Below are 15321 nucleotides of genomic sequence, written 5' to 3'. Positions count from 1 at the left end.
CGGTCGAATTGGATATGGCAGTGCAAGATAAAGTGTTAGTCGATAAAAAACGTTTGATCCTAGGTTTGGGTCAGACGGGTTTGTCGGTGGCGCGATTTTTGCAAAGCCAAAGCCAAGCGTTTCGAGTGATGGATACTCGTACTGAGCCGCCAGGTTTAGCTGAGTTAGAGGCGCTAGCGCCAAACAGTTATTTGTTGTGGAATGAGAGTAAATTTTCTGAGTTTGATGAATTGGTGGTGAGCCCTGGGATTTCAGTGCAAACCGCTGAATTCCAACAAGCGCGAGAGCAGGGCGTTAAGATCATTGGCGATATTGAACTGTTTGCGCAAATGAACAATAAGCCGGTGATTGCGATCACCGGTTCTAACGGTAAAAGTACCGTGACCGATTTGCTGGCGCAGCTGATTAATGCTAGCGGAAAAACCGCAGAAATTGGTGGCAATTTCGGAGTTCCGGCTTTGGATTTATTGCAGTCGGATGCAGATTTTATAGTGCTTGAGCTTTCCAGTTTCCAGTTGGAAACGACTTATAAACTGCAACCTTTGGCAGCGACCATTTTAAATATAAGTGAAGATCATTTGGATCGTTATCAGTCTTACCAAGACTATATCGACGCTAAACAGCGGATCTACCGTCGTGCCAAAACAGCCGTTATCAACCATAACGATGAACAGACTTGGTCTTTGATGGATCAGCAGTTGGAATTTGGCTTAGTGCCATCTGAAGATGGCGATGATGAGCTGGTAACTTGGCAAGTGAATACGCAAAGCAAAACTATTGAGCGAAGTGGTGAGAAGGTTTTGGCGCTAAATGAGCTACGCTTACAAGGTACTCATAACGGCTTAAATTTAGCTGCCGCTTTTGCTTTACTCGAAGCGGCAGATATTGAAATTAACCAGCCAGTGCTTGAAGCGGCTAAGCGCTACTCAGGACTAGAGCATCGCTGTCAGTTTGTGACGGTAAAAAATGGCGTGACCTACATCAACGATTCTAAAGCAACCAATGTAGGCGCAACATTAGCCGCAATAGAAAGTTTTTCGCCGCTATTTGATGCAATGATTTTGATTGCTGGCGGTGATGCTAAAGATGCAAACCTTGAGCCTTTAGCGCCTGCTCTTAATCAATCGGTAAGTCAGCTAGTGGCCTTTGGTAAAGACGGCAAGACGTTAACACTACTGGCTCCAGAAAAAAGTCATCTGGTGGCCAATCTTGCTCAAGCTTTAGTTAAAGCTCAGCAATTGATTAAACAACAATCTTTAGAAAATTGTTTGGTGTTATTGTCACCAGCTTGCGCCAGTTTGGATATGTTTAACAACTATCAAGAACGTGGCGATAAGTTTATGAAGTTAGTGAGGGCCTTAGCATGATGGCTCAAAACTTCTTAAAGTTGGGGGATTTTGTCGAGCAGTGGCAAGTGTCCGATCCGCGCACCAAACTCGATCCTTGGCTACTGGGACCTGTGGTGATTTTATTGGCGATTGGTTTAGTGATGGTCGCTTCAAGTTCGATGCCGTATGCCGAAGACAACATGAATGGCAATGAGTACCACTTCTTAATTCGTCATGGGATTTATTTGCTAATTGCGCTAACTGCTTCGGTCTGTGTATTACAGCTCGAAACCCGCTTCTGGCAAGTCTATGGCCCTTATTTCTTGCTGCTAGGTATCGTTTTACTGATTGCGGTGTTGGGCATTGGCCGTGAGATTAACGGCAGTAAGCGTTGGATAGGTTTAGGACCATTGACGCTGCAACCTGCGGAACTGATGAAATTTTTCTCGGTAATTTATTTAGCTGGTTATTTGGTGCGTCGCAGTGATGAACTGCAAACGCAAGTCAAAGGTTTTATGAAGCCGCTCATTTTGATTGCCTTGATTGTCGGTTTGTTGTTACTACAACCAGATTTTGGCTCTTCGGCGGTGATTGTAGCGACTGCTTTGGCCATGCTGTTTTTAGCGGGCGCTCGCTTATGGCAGTTTGTGACTTTAAGTCTTGGCGTTGGCGCTGTGATGGCGGTGGTGGTGCTAAAAGCTCCCTATCGAGTTAAGCGCTTGGTCAGCTTTTTAGATCCTTGGGCGGATCAATTTGGCAGTGGTTATCAACTGGTGCAATCGCTAATAGCCTTTGGTCGTGGTGATTGGTTTGGTGTTGGGCTTGGCAACAGCTTACAAAAACTGTCTTATTTACCGATGTCGCATACTGATTTTATTTTCTCGGTGTATGCCGAGGAATTTGGTTTTATTGGCGTAATGCTGGTGATAGCGCTGTTTGTGATTATCTTTATGCGCTGCTTATCAATTGGTCGCCGCGCTTTGAAGATGGAAGAGTATTTCTCTGCCTATTTATGCTACGGCTTTGGCTTCTGGTTAAGTCTGCAAGCGATAATCAATATTGGTGTGGCGAGCGGTGCCTTGCCAACCAAGGGCTTAACATTACCCTTTATTAGTTATGGTGGTAATGCCTTGATCGTTAGCTGTATGGCGGTGGCGATTTTGCTGCGGATCGATTTTGAAATTCGACGTAAAGAACATGAATACAGTGCTGTTAAACGAGCCTATGGAGGAGAAAATGAGTAAAACAATTCTTCTAATGGCAGGAGGCACTGGCGGTCATATTTTCCCAGCATTAGCTGTTGGTCACTATTTGCAAAACCAAGGGTGGAACTTGCACTGGCTTGGCTCTGAAGGTGGTATGGAAGAAACCATTGTCAGCAATCATGGCATTAAAATTAGCTTACTGCCTGTCAAAGGTATTCGTGGCAAAGGACTCGTGTCGTTATTGAAAGCGCCTTTTACCATTGCCTCGAACGTGATGGCTGCCAAGAAAATTATCAAGCAAGTTAAACCTGACGTGGTGCTGGGTATGGGCGGTTTTGCTAGCGGGCCAGGTGGTTTGGCAGCAAAGCTGTGCGGCATTCCAGTGGTTATTCATGAACAAAATGCCATTGCGGGTATGACCAATAAGCTGCTGCACAAAGTCAGCAAATTTACTTTGCAGGCTTATCCCGGCGCTTTTGGTAATGCCAAAAAAGTGGTAACCACTGGCAATCCAGTGCGCAAAGATATTTACGAAAAGGCAAAGCAATCGCTTCCGTCGGCGGAAGAAGGGAAAGTTAATCTGTTAGTTGTCGGCGGCAGTTTGGGCGCGCAGGTGTTTAACCAGAAAGTGCCAGAGACATTAAATATTGTGAATCATGGTCTGCTTATTGATGTTAAGCATCAATCGGGTCGCGGCAAGGCGGCGGAAGTCGAAGCCGCTTATCAGGCGGCAACTAACGAGCGCCTGACTTTTGAAGTGCTGGAGTTTATTGAAGATATGGCGGCGACCTATGAGTGGGCGGATCTGGTGATTTGCCGTGCTGGGGCTTTAACCGTTGCAGAGGTCGCAATGGCAGGTCGCGCGGCAGTGTTTGTGCCTTTCCCGCATGCGGTGGATGACCATCAAACACACAATGCGCGCTACCTTGCTGATCAAGGTGCAGCGGTAATTATTCAGCAACACGATTTGTCACCGCAACGTTTAGCCGAGCAAATTACCGCATTAGCGAATAATAAAAAACACCTAGTAGAGATGGCCCAGAAAGCTCAAAGCTTGGCTATGCCCAATGCCACCCAAGAGGTAGCTGATTACTGCATTCAAGCGGCTGGCGTTAGTTCAAAGTCAGACGGCGCGCAAGGAGAGGAAGTATGAATAACTCTGCGATGATGCAACAAATTCCTGAGATGCGTCGCATCAAGCGGATCCATTTTGTCGGCATCGGTGGCGCTGGCATGAGCGGTATCGCTGAAGTATTGGTCAATTTAGGTTATCAGGTTTCAGGCTCGGATTTGCGCCAATCGCGAGTAACTGATCGACTAAAAGAACTGGGCGCAGAAATCTTTTTTGGCCATCGTAGCAACAACGTTTTGGATGTGGACGTAGTGGTAGCCTCGACCGCGATTTCAGAATCGAATCCCGAGATAGCTACGGCCCGCGATAGACGGATTCCGATCGTGCCACGGGCAGAAATGTTAGCGGAATTGATGCGTTATCGACATGGCGTGGCGGTTGCGGGCACTCATGGTAAAACCACGACCACTAGTTTAATCGCCAGTATTTATGGCGAAGGCGGTTTGGATCCAACGTTTGTGATTGGCGGTTTGCTTAACAGCGCTGGCAGCAACGCTCGCCTTGGAACTAGTCGTTACTTTATTGCAGAAGCGGATGAAAGCGACGCTTCGTTTTTACACTTACAGCCGATGGTTTCAATTGTCACCAACATTGATGCTGATCATATGGAAACTTACGGTGGTGATTTTAAAGTTTTGGAAAATAACTTTGTCGAGTTTTTGCATAATTTGCCTTTCTATGGCTTGGCTGTTTTGTGCATCGACGATGAAACGGTGGAAAATCTGATCCCAAGAGTAACTAGGCCAATTGTCACCTACGGCTTTAGCGCTAAAGCCGATGTGCGCGCGGTTGATTTTGAACAAGTCGGTACCCAAAGCCGTTTTAAAGTGGTGCGGCGTGGACATTCTGGTGCGTTAGAGATTCGTTTGAATTTGCCAGGGCAACACAATGTACAAAATGCGCTAGCCGCTATCGCGGTGGCAACGGAAGACGGAGTTGCTGATGAAGCCATTCAAAAAGCCTTAGCTGACTTTGGTGGCATTGGTCGTCGCTTTGAAATTTATGGCGATTATCAAGTTAACAATGCTGATGGGAACAGTATGACAATTGGTTTGATGGACGATTATGGTCATCACCCCAAAGAAGTGGAGGCGACCATTAAAGCCATGCGCCAGAGCTGGCCAGAGCGCCGCTTGGTGATGGTTTATCAGCCACACCGCTATACCCGAACGCGTGATTTGTATGAAGATTTTTGTCAGGTGTTATCGGAAGTGGATGTTTTGCTGTTGTTAAAAGTTTATCCCGCTGGCGAAGAGCCGATTGCGGGCGCTGACAGTCGTTCGCTATGTTTTAGCATTCGTCAGCGCGGCAAAATTGATCCAATTTTTGTCGAAGATCAGGAAGAGCTAGAAAAGGTGTTACCGGGCGTTTTACAAGACGGCGATATGGTGCTCACGCAAGGCGCGGGCAATGTGGGCGGCTTAGCGCCCAAATGGTCGTCATTGGGTATGCAATTAGACAGCAATGACAAAGAAACATAGGAGAGTCAACAACCAATGAGTCTGAAACCAGAAATGAAATCACAATACGGCAAGGTTGCTGTATTACTCGGCGGTTTTTCTGCAGAGCGTGAGATTTCATTGCTTACCGGAGCGGCAGTGTTGAAAGCCTTAATTGAGGCTGGGGTGGATGCTCATCCGGTGGATCCGGAACAAGATGGTTTGGCGGCGATTGTTGAGGGTGGCTTTGATCGCGCTTGGAATGCGCTGCATGGGCGTGGCGGTGAGGATGGTCAGATTCAAAGCTTTTTGCAATTACAGGGTATTGCCTACACGGGCTGCGGGGTAATCGCTTCGGCCTTATCCATGGACAAGCTGAGAACCAAATTGGTTTGGAAAGCCTTGGACTTGCCAGTGGCACCGCATGTGATGGTTGCTACCCAAGCGTTAAGCGATAGCGAAGCACAAAGCTTGCTGGACTCTTTGGGTGGCAGCGTCATGGTCAAGCCGATCCGCGAAGGCTCCAGCGTTGGTATGGCAAGAGCCAGCAATGTTGAAGAGTTGCAACAGGCGGTAGCTAAGGCCAGTGAGTTTGATAAAGAAGTTATGTTAGAGCAATGGGTGGATGGCGATGAATTTACCGTTGCTATTCTTAGTGGTAAAGAGTTTGGTGATAAGGCGCTACCGAGTATTCACATGATCACGCCCAATGATTTTTATGATTATGAAGCAAAATATCAAACGAGCAGCACGCAATATCATTGCCCCAGCGGTTTAAGTGCCAAAGAAGAAGCGCAGCTACAAGCGATTGCCTTAAAGGCATTTCATGCGGTGGATGGTCACGGCTGGTCGCGAGTAGATTTTTTGCGCGACAAAGTGACTCGAAACTGGGTTTTATTGGAAGTCAATACCATTCCAGGTATGACCCAAACCAGCTTGGTGCCTAAGGCGGCAAAAGTTGCGGGAATGAGTTTTGAATCTTTGGTATTAAAAATTTTAGATACCAGTTTTATTGAACGTAAATAAGGTAGACAAAGGTAAAAGAACAGGCAGATGGCAAAAAAGCATAACCAAAGAAACGTTAGAAAAACTGCAAAGAGCTCGTCAGGCGTGGCTCAATCAGTTTCTGCGTCTTGGTTAACGGTTAAAAACTCCATGAAGTGGCTCTTAGGCTTGCTCGCTGGTGCGGTTTTTGCGTTGTCGCTTATTGGTATTTCGGTGTGGTTAATCGGATTGGAAACCAGTAATTGGTTTCCGCTTAATCGGCTTGAGGTCAAAGGCCAAGAATACACCCAAGCGCAGGAGCTGTACCAAACGTTTCAAGCGATTGAGGATCGAGGCTTTTTCTCGATGAACATTGAACAAGCAGAAGCGGATATTTTGGCTTTGCCTTGGGTAAAGAAAGTGCAGCTTAGAAAAGTTTGGCCAGAAACGTTGAACTTGCAGATTGAAGAACACGAGCCACTTGCCTATTGGGGCGCTAATGGGGTGGTGTCGACACAAGGCCATGTGTTTTATCCCAACGAGCTGCCGCAAGAAAACTGGTTGGTGTTAAGTGGTCCTGAGACGATGGCGGCTGAGTTAACGGATCTGTTGCAAGATTATCAGCAGCAACTGGATCAAAAGCAATTGCGTATTGAGTCGATGCAACTGACTGATCGCGGCGCTGTTAGTTTGGAGCTTAACGATGGAGTTATCGTTAAGCTTGGCAAAATTCAGGTTGCAGAACGATTGCAACGATTGATCGAACAATTTGATTTGGTAAAGCAATACAAAAAAGCGCCTTTGGCTTATTTGGATTTACGTTATCAAAACGGTTTAGTAGCTTCCTGGCAGGAGCCAGCGCTACCAAGTGACACAAAGCAATAGGTAAACAGCGATGTCAAAATCTGGGGAAAAACGTTTAATTGTCGGCCTTGATATAGGTACTTCTAAGGTAGTGGCGATTGTAGGTGAAGTCAGCGGCGATGATTCAGTCGATATTATCGGCATTGGTTCACATCCGTCGCGCGGCCTGAAAAAAGGGGTGGTGGTGAATATCGAATCTACTGTGGCTTCTATCCAAAGAGCGATTGAAGAGGCTGAGCTGATGGCGGGTTGCCAAATCCATTCGGTCTATACCGGCATCGCGGGCAGCCACATTAAAAGTTTAAATTCGCACGGCATAGTGGCAATTAAAGATCACGAAGTTGGCTCGTCCGACGTTGAGCGCGTGATCGATGCTGCTAAAGCAGTAGCCATTCCAGCGGATCAAAAGATCCTGCACGTGCTACCACAAGAGTTCATCATCGATAACCAAGAGGGCATTCGCGAGCCAGTGGGAATGTCTGGCGTTCGATTGGAAGCCAAGGTGCATATGGTAACTGGAGCGGTTTCGGCTGCGCAAAACATTACCAAATGCGTTGCTCGTTGTGGTCTTGAAACTGAGGATGTGATTTTAGAACAGCTTGCCTCGAGTCATGCTGTCTTGACGGATGATGAAAAAGAGTTGGGTGTTTGCATTATCGACATCGGCGGCGGCACTACTGATATTGCGATCTTTACCGGCGGCGCTATTCGCCATACTGCAGTGATCCCTATCGCAGGCGATCAAGTGACAAACGATATTGCGGTGGCGCTGAGAACGCCTACTCAGTTCGCCGAAGAAATTAAAATTAAATATGCCTGCGCTTTGCGTCAATTGATTAATCAAGACGAAACGATTGAAGTGCCTAGCGTTGGCGAGCGGGAACCAAGACGCTTATCGCGACAGATTTTAGCGGACGTGGTTGAGCCGCGTTACAGCGAATTGTTTGAGCTGGTGCAGGCCGAAATCCGTCGCAGTGGCTTTGAAAGCATTATTGCGGCAGGCATGGTGATTACTGGTGGCGGCTCTAAGATGGAAGGCGTGATTGAGTTGGCTGAAGAAGTGTTCCACATGCCAGTGCGTCAAGGGATGCCACAGCACATCAAAGGTTTGGTGGATGTGGTGAAAAATCCGATTTATGCCACCGGCGTCGGTTTGTTGCTTTATGGCAAGGATGATGCGGGTCATCATCGTGAGCGCAATACCACTAACTTTAACGGTTTGTGGGAGCGCATGAAGAGTTGGTTTGGTGGCTGGTAAGCGATCAAACAAGCAAAAGTAGTAAGTGATTTTTAGTGAGTTTTTTGAAACAGGTAAACGAAATGAAGGGGAAGTGTTATGCCTAATATGTTTGAACTAGTCGATAGCTGCCAAAACAGCGCTATCATTAAAGTTGTCGGAGTTGGCGGCGGCGGTGGCAATGCCGTTGAGCACATGGTGCAAGCTAACATCGATGGTGTTGAATTTATTTGTGCCAATACGGATGCACAGGCTTTGTCGGCTTCGTCGGCCAAGACCACTATCCAAATTGGTCAAAATATTACTCGAGGCCTTGGCGCTGGCGCCAACCCGGAAGTGGGACGTCAGGCGGCCATGGAAGATCGCGAGCGGGTGATGGAAGTGTTGCAAGGCTCGGATATGGTCTTTATCACCGCTGGCATGGGTGGCGGTACTGGCACTGGCGCGGCGCCGGTGATTGCCGAGATTGCTAAAGAAATGGGTATTCTGACGGTAGCCGTGGTGACCAAGCCGTTTAAGTTTGAGCGCAAAAAGCGCATGATGCTGGCCGAGCAGGGTATTGATGAGCTACGAAATGTAGTGGACTCTTTGATCATCATTCCTAACGATAAGTTGGTGGCGCAGTTTGCCGGTTTACGTTTGACCGAAGCTTTTGCATCAGCGAACTCTGTCTTGCATGGTGCGGTACAAGGCATTGCCGAGTTAATCACTTGCCCTGGTCTGATTAATGTGGATTTTGCTGACGTAAGAACCGTGATGGCCGAGCAGGGGCAAGCGATGATGGGTACTGGCATTGCTTCAGGCGAAGGTCGCGCGCAGATCGCAGCGGATATGGCGGTGGCGAGTCCATTGCTAGAAGATGTGGATCTGTCAGGTGCTCGCGGTATTTTGGTTAACATCACTGCGAACGAAGATTTCACTATCGATGAGTTCTCGGAAGTGTGTGAAGTGATCGAAGATATTGCGCATGAAGATGCGACCGTAGTGGTCGGTACTGCGATTGACCAAGCAATGGGTGATGAAATTCGGGTCACCGTTGTGGCTACTGGTTTAGGACAAGAAGCGGGAATGCGTTTGGTGAGCAACAATAACCAAGAGACAGCACGTAAAGCGAGCGGTGAGATGGACTACAATAAGCTAGACTTGCCTCCCGCTCTACGCCAGCAAGCCGGCGCGAGCAGCGAAGAAATGGCACAAGAGGCCCAACAGAAGATGGCGGTGGGTAGCGATGTGGACAATTTCTTGGATATTCCTGCCTTCTTGCGTAAGCAGGCGGACTAGTTAATCCTTGCTGTTTTGACTTTAGTCAGCGACGGTTCAGATTGAGGCCTGATAATAGGCTGAAATTTGAAACTAATCGCTGGATTAGGGTTCACAGAGATAAGGAGTGGATCCCTTCAACCCTCCTTATCTCGCATTTGTACCTTTGAGTACAAGCTTATGAAGGGCGCGTAAAATTATTTGACAATTAGCATATGTAAAATTAGGCTAAAGAAAATTCAAACACTTGTTCAAAAAATGTTCAAAAAATGTTCAAACAAGTGAAACTTTATGTTAATATGCGCTAAAAATAGCGTTATATTTTAGCTAAGATATTGATTTATTTAGAAATTGACGATTGTTAGCGACTAAAACAGTATCTAAGTGGAGAAGTGAATGATTCGACAAAGAACTTTGAAGACGACCATTCGAGCAACTGGCGTTGGTTTACATACGGGTGAAAAGGTTTACTTAACCTTGCGTCCTGCGCCAATTGATAATGGTATCGTGTTCCGTCGTGTTGACCTTGATCCTGTGGTTGAAATTCAGGCGAAGCCGGATAATGTGGGTGATACCACTATGTCTACTTGCTTAGTGCAAGATGGCGTGCGTATTTCGACCGTTGAGCACTTGCTGTCGGCAATGGCTGGTTTGGGTATTGATAATGCCTTTATCGACGTTTCCGCACCTGAAGTTCCGATTATGGACGGTAGTGCGAGCCCATTCGTATTTTTATTGCAATCTGCTGGCGTGGCTGAGCAAAATGCTCCTAAGAAATTTATTCGCATTAAAAAGCGTGTGAAAGTGGAAGATGGCGATAAGTACGCAATCTTCGAGCCTTTTGATGGCTTTAAAGTCGCTTTTACTATTGATTTCGATCATCCGGTCTTTAAGAAAAGCCGACAAACTTCGGTGATCGATTTCTCCAGCACCTCCTTCGTAAAAGAAGTAAGTCGTGCGCGTACCTTCGGTTTTATGAAGGACATAGAATTTTTACGCCAAAACAATTTGGCGTTGGGCGGAAGCCAAGAAAATGCCATCGTGATGGACGATTACCGTGTGTTAAACGAAGACGGTTTGCGTTATGACGATGAGTTTGTAAAACACAAAATTTTAGATGCAATTGGTGATTTGTTCTTATTGGGCTACAGCTTAGTCGGCTCTTTCTCTGGCTATAAGTCAGGGCATGCTTTGAACAACCAATTGATTCGGAGTTTGATGGCCGATGAGTCGGCTTGGGAATTGGCTACTTTCGAAGATGAAAAAGCAGCGCCAATCTCCTACATTATGAATCCGGCGTTAACTTCGTAACTTATTGATGTTGACTGCTCGAAGTTACAACTGAACAAGGGAACTGGCGCTTATTGGCGCCAGTTGTCGTCTTTAGGCTGGTAAAAAGATAACGAATAAAACAACAGCTTAGTAGCTACTTTTGTTCGATTTTTTTAACAAAATGCTGTAACTTCAGCCAGTAATAATTTACCGGCTAGAGATTAAAAGTTAGGTCGAATTTTAATGTCGATACTGACTAGCGAAGGGTAGCCATTGGCTCGTAGCTGAGTAAGTAGCTCAGGGCCTAGGTACCTAAGTCGATTCGCCCAGACGGCGCTATCGGCGAAGAGTGTGAGCACATCGCTGTTGATTTGAGCAACTTTGCAATGGGCTTGTAACTCTTCTGGCAAGAATTGTTCTATGCCACTAGAGATGGATTTAAGGTTTTTAGCTTTATCGAGTAGCTGTTTTAAATGACCCTCAATGGGCCTATCTAAACTGTCAGCCACCGATTTAGCTCGGAATGGACGCTTCATGGCTCTTGTTGATGTTTATCTTCGGGCTAAATTGTGTGTCAGCTAAGATTTTAAGCTGATAAAGATGGTTTTGTCACTTTTTCTGGCGATTTTGCCAACGGATAGAGTAAAAAAAGGTGACACAGATTGAGATTGTTGAGTAGATGCGAATTACAGTTATCAAAAGTACGCAGCAAGGAATTAAAGCTTTAGAAATGAATCGTTCGAGACTAATGGCAACGACTATGCTCGCAGTATTGAGCCTAGCAGTAGTGATCGCCTTAACGGTGGTAATTACGCGTTGGTCTATGGAGCAAGATTTGGTTAGCGAATCTGCCATTAAGCAGTGGAACCAAGAGCTTGTAACTCAAAAAGAAGAGTTATTGGCGGCCAAAGAACGCTCCGAGCAGCAGATCCAAGCCTTGTCTAGCCGTCTTGCTGGACTACAAGCGCACTTATTGCGTTTAGATGCCATGGGCAATCGGGTGGCTTCTGATATGGGTATTGCTGAGGAATTTGCTTTTTCTCAAGAGCCAGCGATTGGTGGTGCTGAAAGCTCGCCTTACGCGTCCAATGCTCAGTATGAAGACGTGGCTTCAACCTTAAGCCAACTCGAAAACAACATTTTGCAGAAAGAGCAACAGCTAAGTGCGCTAGAAGCAATTGTATTTGATAAAGACATCAACGCCGAGCAAAAAATCAGTGGTCGCCCTATTGTCAAAGGTTGGTTGTCTTCGCCCTATGGCAATCGCGCGGATCCTTTTACCGGTAAAAAAGATTGGCATCCAGGTATCGATTTTGCTGCGTTAGCGGGCTCGGAAGTGATTGCCACTGCTGCTGGCGTGGTAACCACTGTGGGTAGCAAGTCTGGATACGGAAAATTCATTGAAATCAATCACGGCGATGGTTTTAGCACCCGCTATGCCCACAACAAGGAATTGTTGGTCAAGAAAGGCGACATGGTAAAGAAAGGGCAAGTTATTGCCAAAGTGGGTAATACTGGCCGCTCTACGGGCCCACACGTGCATTATGAAATCATGAAAAATGGTCGTAAACTCAACCCCTATCGTTACATCAAAAACTAAAGTTTAGTCATTATTTGAAAAAGAGGCGTAAGGCCTCTTTTTTTGTGCTTTTTTGACGAGTTTTGGCTTGTTTTTACCGAATTTAACCCCATAAGAAACACTAATAACTTGCAGCTAAGCAAGGGCGCTCTAACAGTGCCCCAGACGAGCATACGTCGGATCTGCGGATTTTTCATTTACAGCTGACGGATTATCGGTACAATCATTGGCTTTATCGTTTAAAATCGGCATCTTAAGCGTATTGACGCGAATAAGCCTTAACCCTAAATAAGATAACAATCATGGCCTTTTTAAAAAAATTATTTCCAAACCGTAACGACCGAAATTTAAAAAAACTTCGTAAGCCTTTGGCTAAAATTAATGGTTTAGAAGACGATTATGAAAAGCTTAGCGATGATGAATTAAAAGCTAAAACTGAAGAGTTTAAACAGCGCCACCAGCAGGGTGAATCGCTTGACGACTTAATGCCAGAGGCTTTTGCCGCGGTGAGAGAGGCCAGTAAACGTACTTTAGGGATGCGCCATTTCGACGTCCAATTGATTGGTGGCATGGTGTTGCACAATGGCAAAATTGGCGAGATGCGCACTGGTGAGGGTAAAACTTTGGTGGCGACACTGCCAGTGTATCTGAACGCTATTTCTGGCAAAGGTGTGCACGTTATTACGGTCAACGACTATTTGGCGAAACGTGATGCCGAATGGATGGCGCCAGTTTACAGCTTTCTTGGCATGAGCGTTGGGGTGATTTTATCAGGCCAATCCCATGATCAGAAAAAAGAAGCTTACAGCGCCGATATTACCTACGGTACCAATAACGAATATGGTTTTGATTATCTGCGCGATAACATGACCTTTAACAAAGAAGAGCGAGTCCAACGCGATTTAAACTTTGCGGTGATTGATGAAGTCGACTCGATTCTGATTGATGAAGCGCGCACACCATTGATTATCTCTGGCGCAGCAGAAGATAGCTCAGAAATGTATCGTGCGATTGATACCCTAATTCCTTTGTTAGAAGCTCAAGATAAAGAGTCCGAAGAAGGCCAAGAGGATACTGGCGATTACACCATTGATGAAAAAGCCAAGTCTGCAAACTTGACCGAACGCGGCCAAGAACGGATCGAAGAGTTGCTGATCAATAATGGCCTGATTCAAGAAGGACAGAGCCTCTACAGTCCTTCAAGCCTGATATTATTACACCATGTGAATGCTGCTTTGCGCGCCCATACTTTATTCAAAAAAGATGTGGACTATATCGTTAAAGATGGGGAAGTGGTGATTATTGACGAACATACCGGCCGTACTATGGAAGGACGCCGTTGGTCAGAAGGCTTACACCAAGCGGTTGAGGCTAAAGAAAAAGTTCAGATCCAAAACGAAAATCAAACTCTTGCTTCTATTACGTTCCAGAACTATTTCCGCTTGTACGAAAAACTCTCCGGTATGACCGGTACGGCAGATACCGAAGCGCCGGAGCTATTAAGTATTTATGGTTTGGAAGTGGTGGTTATTCCTACCAATAAACCTATGGCACGTGATGACCGCGGTGACTTAATCTATTTGACCAAAAAAGAAAAGTACCAAGCGATTATCGAAGAAATTAAAGAGTTGCAAGCTAAAGGGCAGCCAGTGTTGGTGGGTACTGTTTCGATCGAGTCATCAGAGTTAATCTCCAATGAGCTCACGCAAGCAAAAATCAAACACAATGTACTTAACGCTAAATTCCACCAAAAAGAAGCGGAAATCATCGCTCAAGCAGGTCGTCCAGGTACCGTGACCATCGCGACCAACATGGCTGGTCGTGGTACTGATATCGTGCTCGGTGGTAATTTAAAAGCGGATATTGAGGCTTTGGGCGAAAATCCAAAAGAAAGCCAAATTGAAACTGCTAATGCGCAGTGGAAAGAGCGTCATCAAAAAGTTTTAGAGGCTGGTGGCTTGGCAATTATCGGTACTGAGCGACATGAATCTCGCCGGATCGATAACCAGCTGCGTGGTCGTTCAGGTCGTCAAGGTGATCCTGGTATGAGCCGTTTCTATTTGTCGCTTGAAGATGACTTAATGCGAATTTTCGCCTCTGAGCGTCTGGGCATGATGATGCAGCGCTTAGGCTGGGAAGAAGGTGAAGCGTTGGAGCACCGAATGGTCTCAAGAGCAATTGAAAATGCGCAACGCAAGGTCGAGCAGCGCAACTTTGAGATCCGCAAAAACTTGTTGGAATATGATGATGTGGCCAACGATCAACGCCGCGTGATTTACGAGCAACGTAATGACTTGATGGAACTGGACGACATATCTGAAACGATAGTGGCGATGCGTGAAGATGTGATCAATGACACCATTAGTGAATATATTCCGCGTCAATCGATCGAAGATATGTGGGAAATTCCTGCGTTGGAAGAACGTTTGCAACAAGATTTTGCGATTGATTTACCAGTCAAAACTTGGCTCGATAATGACGACAATCTGGATGAAGATGGTTTGCGTGAAAAGATTTATGCAGAAATTCAAGCGGCTTACCAAGCCAAAGAATCTAACTTGCCGCAGCCAGAATTAATGCGCACTTTGGAAAAGCAGGTGATGCTACAACACTTGGATATGCACTGGAAAGAGCATTTAGCTAACATGGATCACCTTCGCCAAGGTATTTGGATGCGTAGTCACGCGCAGAAAAATCCTAAGCAGGAATATAAGCGTGAGGCGTTTGAATTATTCTCTTATATGCTGGATCGTTTGAAAAATGATGTGGTGACGGTTTTATCGAAAGTTCAGTTCCAAATGCCGGAAGAAGTTGAAGCGATGGAGCGTACTTCATCCCAGCAAAACATGAACTTTGAGCACGACTCGGCTTCGGCAATGCCGCAAGAAGAAACGGTCGCTAAGCAGGCGGAAACTTTTGTTCGAGAGCAGCCTAAAGTGGGGCGTAATGAACCTTGCCCTTGCGGCTCAGGCAAAAAATTTAAACAGTGTCATGGTAAAGTGACCCAATAATAATCATAAA

Annotated in this window: 12 protein-coding genes; 11 read left to right on the top strand and 1 reads right to left on the bottom strand. The window is 46.1% G+C overall.

Features of this window, described 5'->3' with window-relative positions; translation table 11 throughout:
* The first annotated feature begins 14 nt into the window (after nt 1-14).
* From murD to lpxC, 9 genes are all read left to right on the top strand, one after another.
* Nucleotides 15-1367: a UDP-N-acetylmuramoyl-L-alanine--D-glutamate ligase gene (murD, locus tag NFS34_RS01170; RefSeq protein WP_251358009.1), complete on the top strand. Its 1353-nt coding sequence runs from the start codon at nt 15-17 to the stop codon at nt 1365-1367.
* On the top strand, nt 1364-2572 hold the full coding sequence (ftsW, locus tag NFS34_RS01165; protein WP_251358008.1) for a putative lipid II flippase FtsW: 1209 nt from the start codon (nt 1364-1366) through the stop codon (nt 2570-2572). Before murD ends, ftsW begins: the two co-directional genes overlap by 4 nt.
* Complete coding sequence (gene murG, locus NFS34_RS01160) at nt 2565-3686, top strand: undecaprenyldiphospho-muramoylpentapeptide beta-N-acetylglucosaminyltransferase (RefSeq protein ID WP_251358007.1); 1122 nt, start codon at nt 2565-2567, stop codon at nt 3684-3686. Before ftsW ends, murG begins: the two co-directional genes overlap by 8 nt.
* Nucleotides 3683-5146: a UDP-N-acetylmuramate--L-alanine ligase gene (gene murC, locus NFS34_RS01155; RefSeq protein ID WP_251358006.1), complete on the top strand. Its 1464-nt coding sequence runs from the start codon at nt 3683-3685 to the stop codon at nt 5144-5146. The genes murG and murC overlap by 4 nt, the downstream gene beginning before the upstream one ends.
* A gap of 15 nt (nt 5147-5161) precedes the next feature.
* A complete protein-coding gene (locus NFS34_RS01150; RefSeq protein ID WP_251358005.1) occupies nt 5162-6130 on the top strand; it encodes a D-alanine--D-alanine ligase in 969 nt (322 codons plus the stop codon).
* 27 nt (nt 6131-6157) lie between these two features.
* Complete coding sequence (locus NFS34_RS01145; protein WP_251358004.1) at nt 6158-6973, top strand: cell division protein FtsQ/DivIB; 816 nt, start codon at nt 6158-6160, stop codon at nt 6971-6973.
* Between the two features lie 10 nt (nt 6974-6983).
* Nucleotides 6984-8210 carry a cell division protein FtsA gene (ftsA, locus tag NFS34_RS01140; protein WP_251358003.1) on the top strand — a complete coding sequence of 409 codons (1227 nt, stop codon included), beginning with the start codon at nt 6984-6986 and terminating at the stop codon, nt 8208-8210.
* 78 nt (nt 8211-8288) lie between these two features.
* Nucleotides 8289-9470 carry a cell division protein FtsZ gene (ftsZ, locus tag NFS34_RS01135; RefSeq protein WP_251358002.1) on the top strand — a complete coding sequence of 394 codons (1182 nt, stop codon included), beginning with the start codon at nt 8289-8291 and terminating at the stop codon, nt 9468-9470.
* A 375-nt stretch (nt 9471-9845) separates the two neighbouring features.
* Nucleotides 9846-10760, top strand: coding sequence for a UDP-3-O-acyl-N-acetylglucosamine deacetylase (gene lpxC / locus NFS34_RS01130; RefSeq protein ID WP_251358001.1), 915 nt, complete (start codon nt 9846-9848; stop codon nt 10758-10760).
* 182 nt (nt 10761-10942) lie between these two features.
* Here the strand turns inward: lpxC and NFS34_RS01125 are convergent, their stop codons facing one another.
* Complete coding sequence (locus NFS34_RS01125; RefSeq protein WP_251358000.1) at nt 10943-11257, bottom strand: DUF721 domain-containing protein; 315 nt, start codon at nt 11255-11257, stop codon at nt 10943-10945.
* 194 nt (nt 11258-11451) lie between these two features.
* On the opposite strand from NFS34_RS01125, the gene NFS34_RS01120 reads away from it, so the two are divergent.
* Both NFS34_RS01120 and secA read left to right on the top strand, forming a co-directional pair.
* Nucleotides 11452-12321 carry a M23 family metallopeptidase gene (locus NFS34_RS01120; protein ID WP_251357999.1) on the top strand — a complete coding sequence of 290 codons (870 nt, stop codon included), beginning with the start codon at nt 11452-11454 and terminating at the stop codon, nt 12319-12321.
* 281 nt (nt 12322-12602) lie between these two features.
* Nucleotides 12603-15311: a preprotein translocase subunit SecA gene (secA, locus tag NFS34_RS01115; protein ID WP_251357998.1), complete on the top strand. Its 2709-nt coding sequence runs from the start codon at nt 12603-12605 to the stop codon at nt 15309-15311.
* The last annotated feature ends 10 nt before the right edge of the window (nt 15312-15321 follow it).

Origin of the sequence: Kangiella sp. TOML190, from assembly GCF_023706045.1 — a bacterium.
Lineage (GTDB): Bacteria > Pseudomonadota > Gammaproteobacteria > Enterobacterales > Kangiellaceae > Kangiella.
Note: the sequence above shows the minus strand (reverse complement) of the source record. Positions and strands in the feature narration are given on the sequence as shown.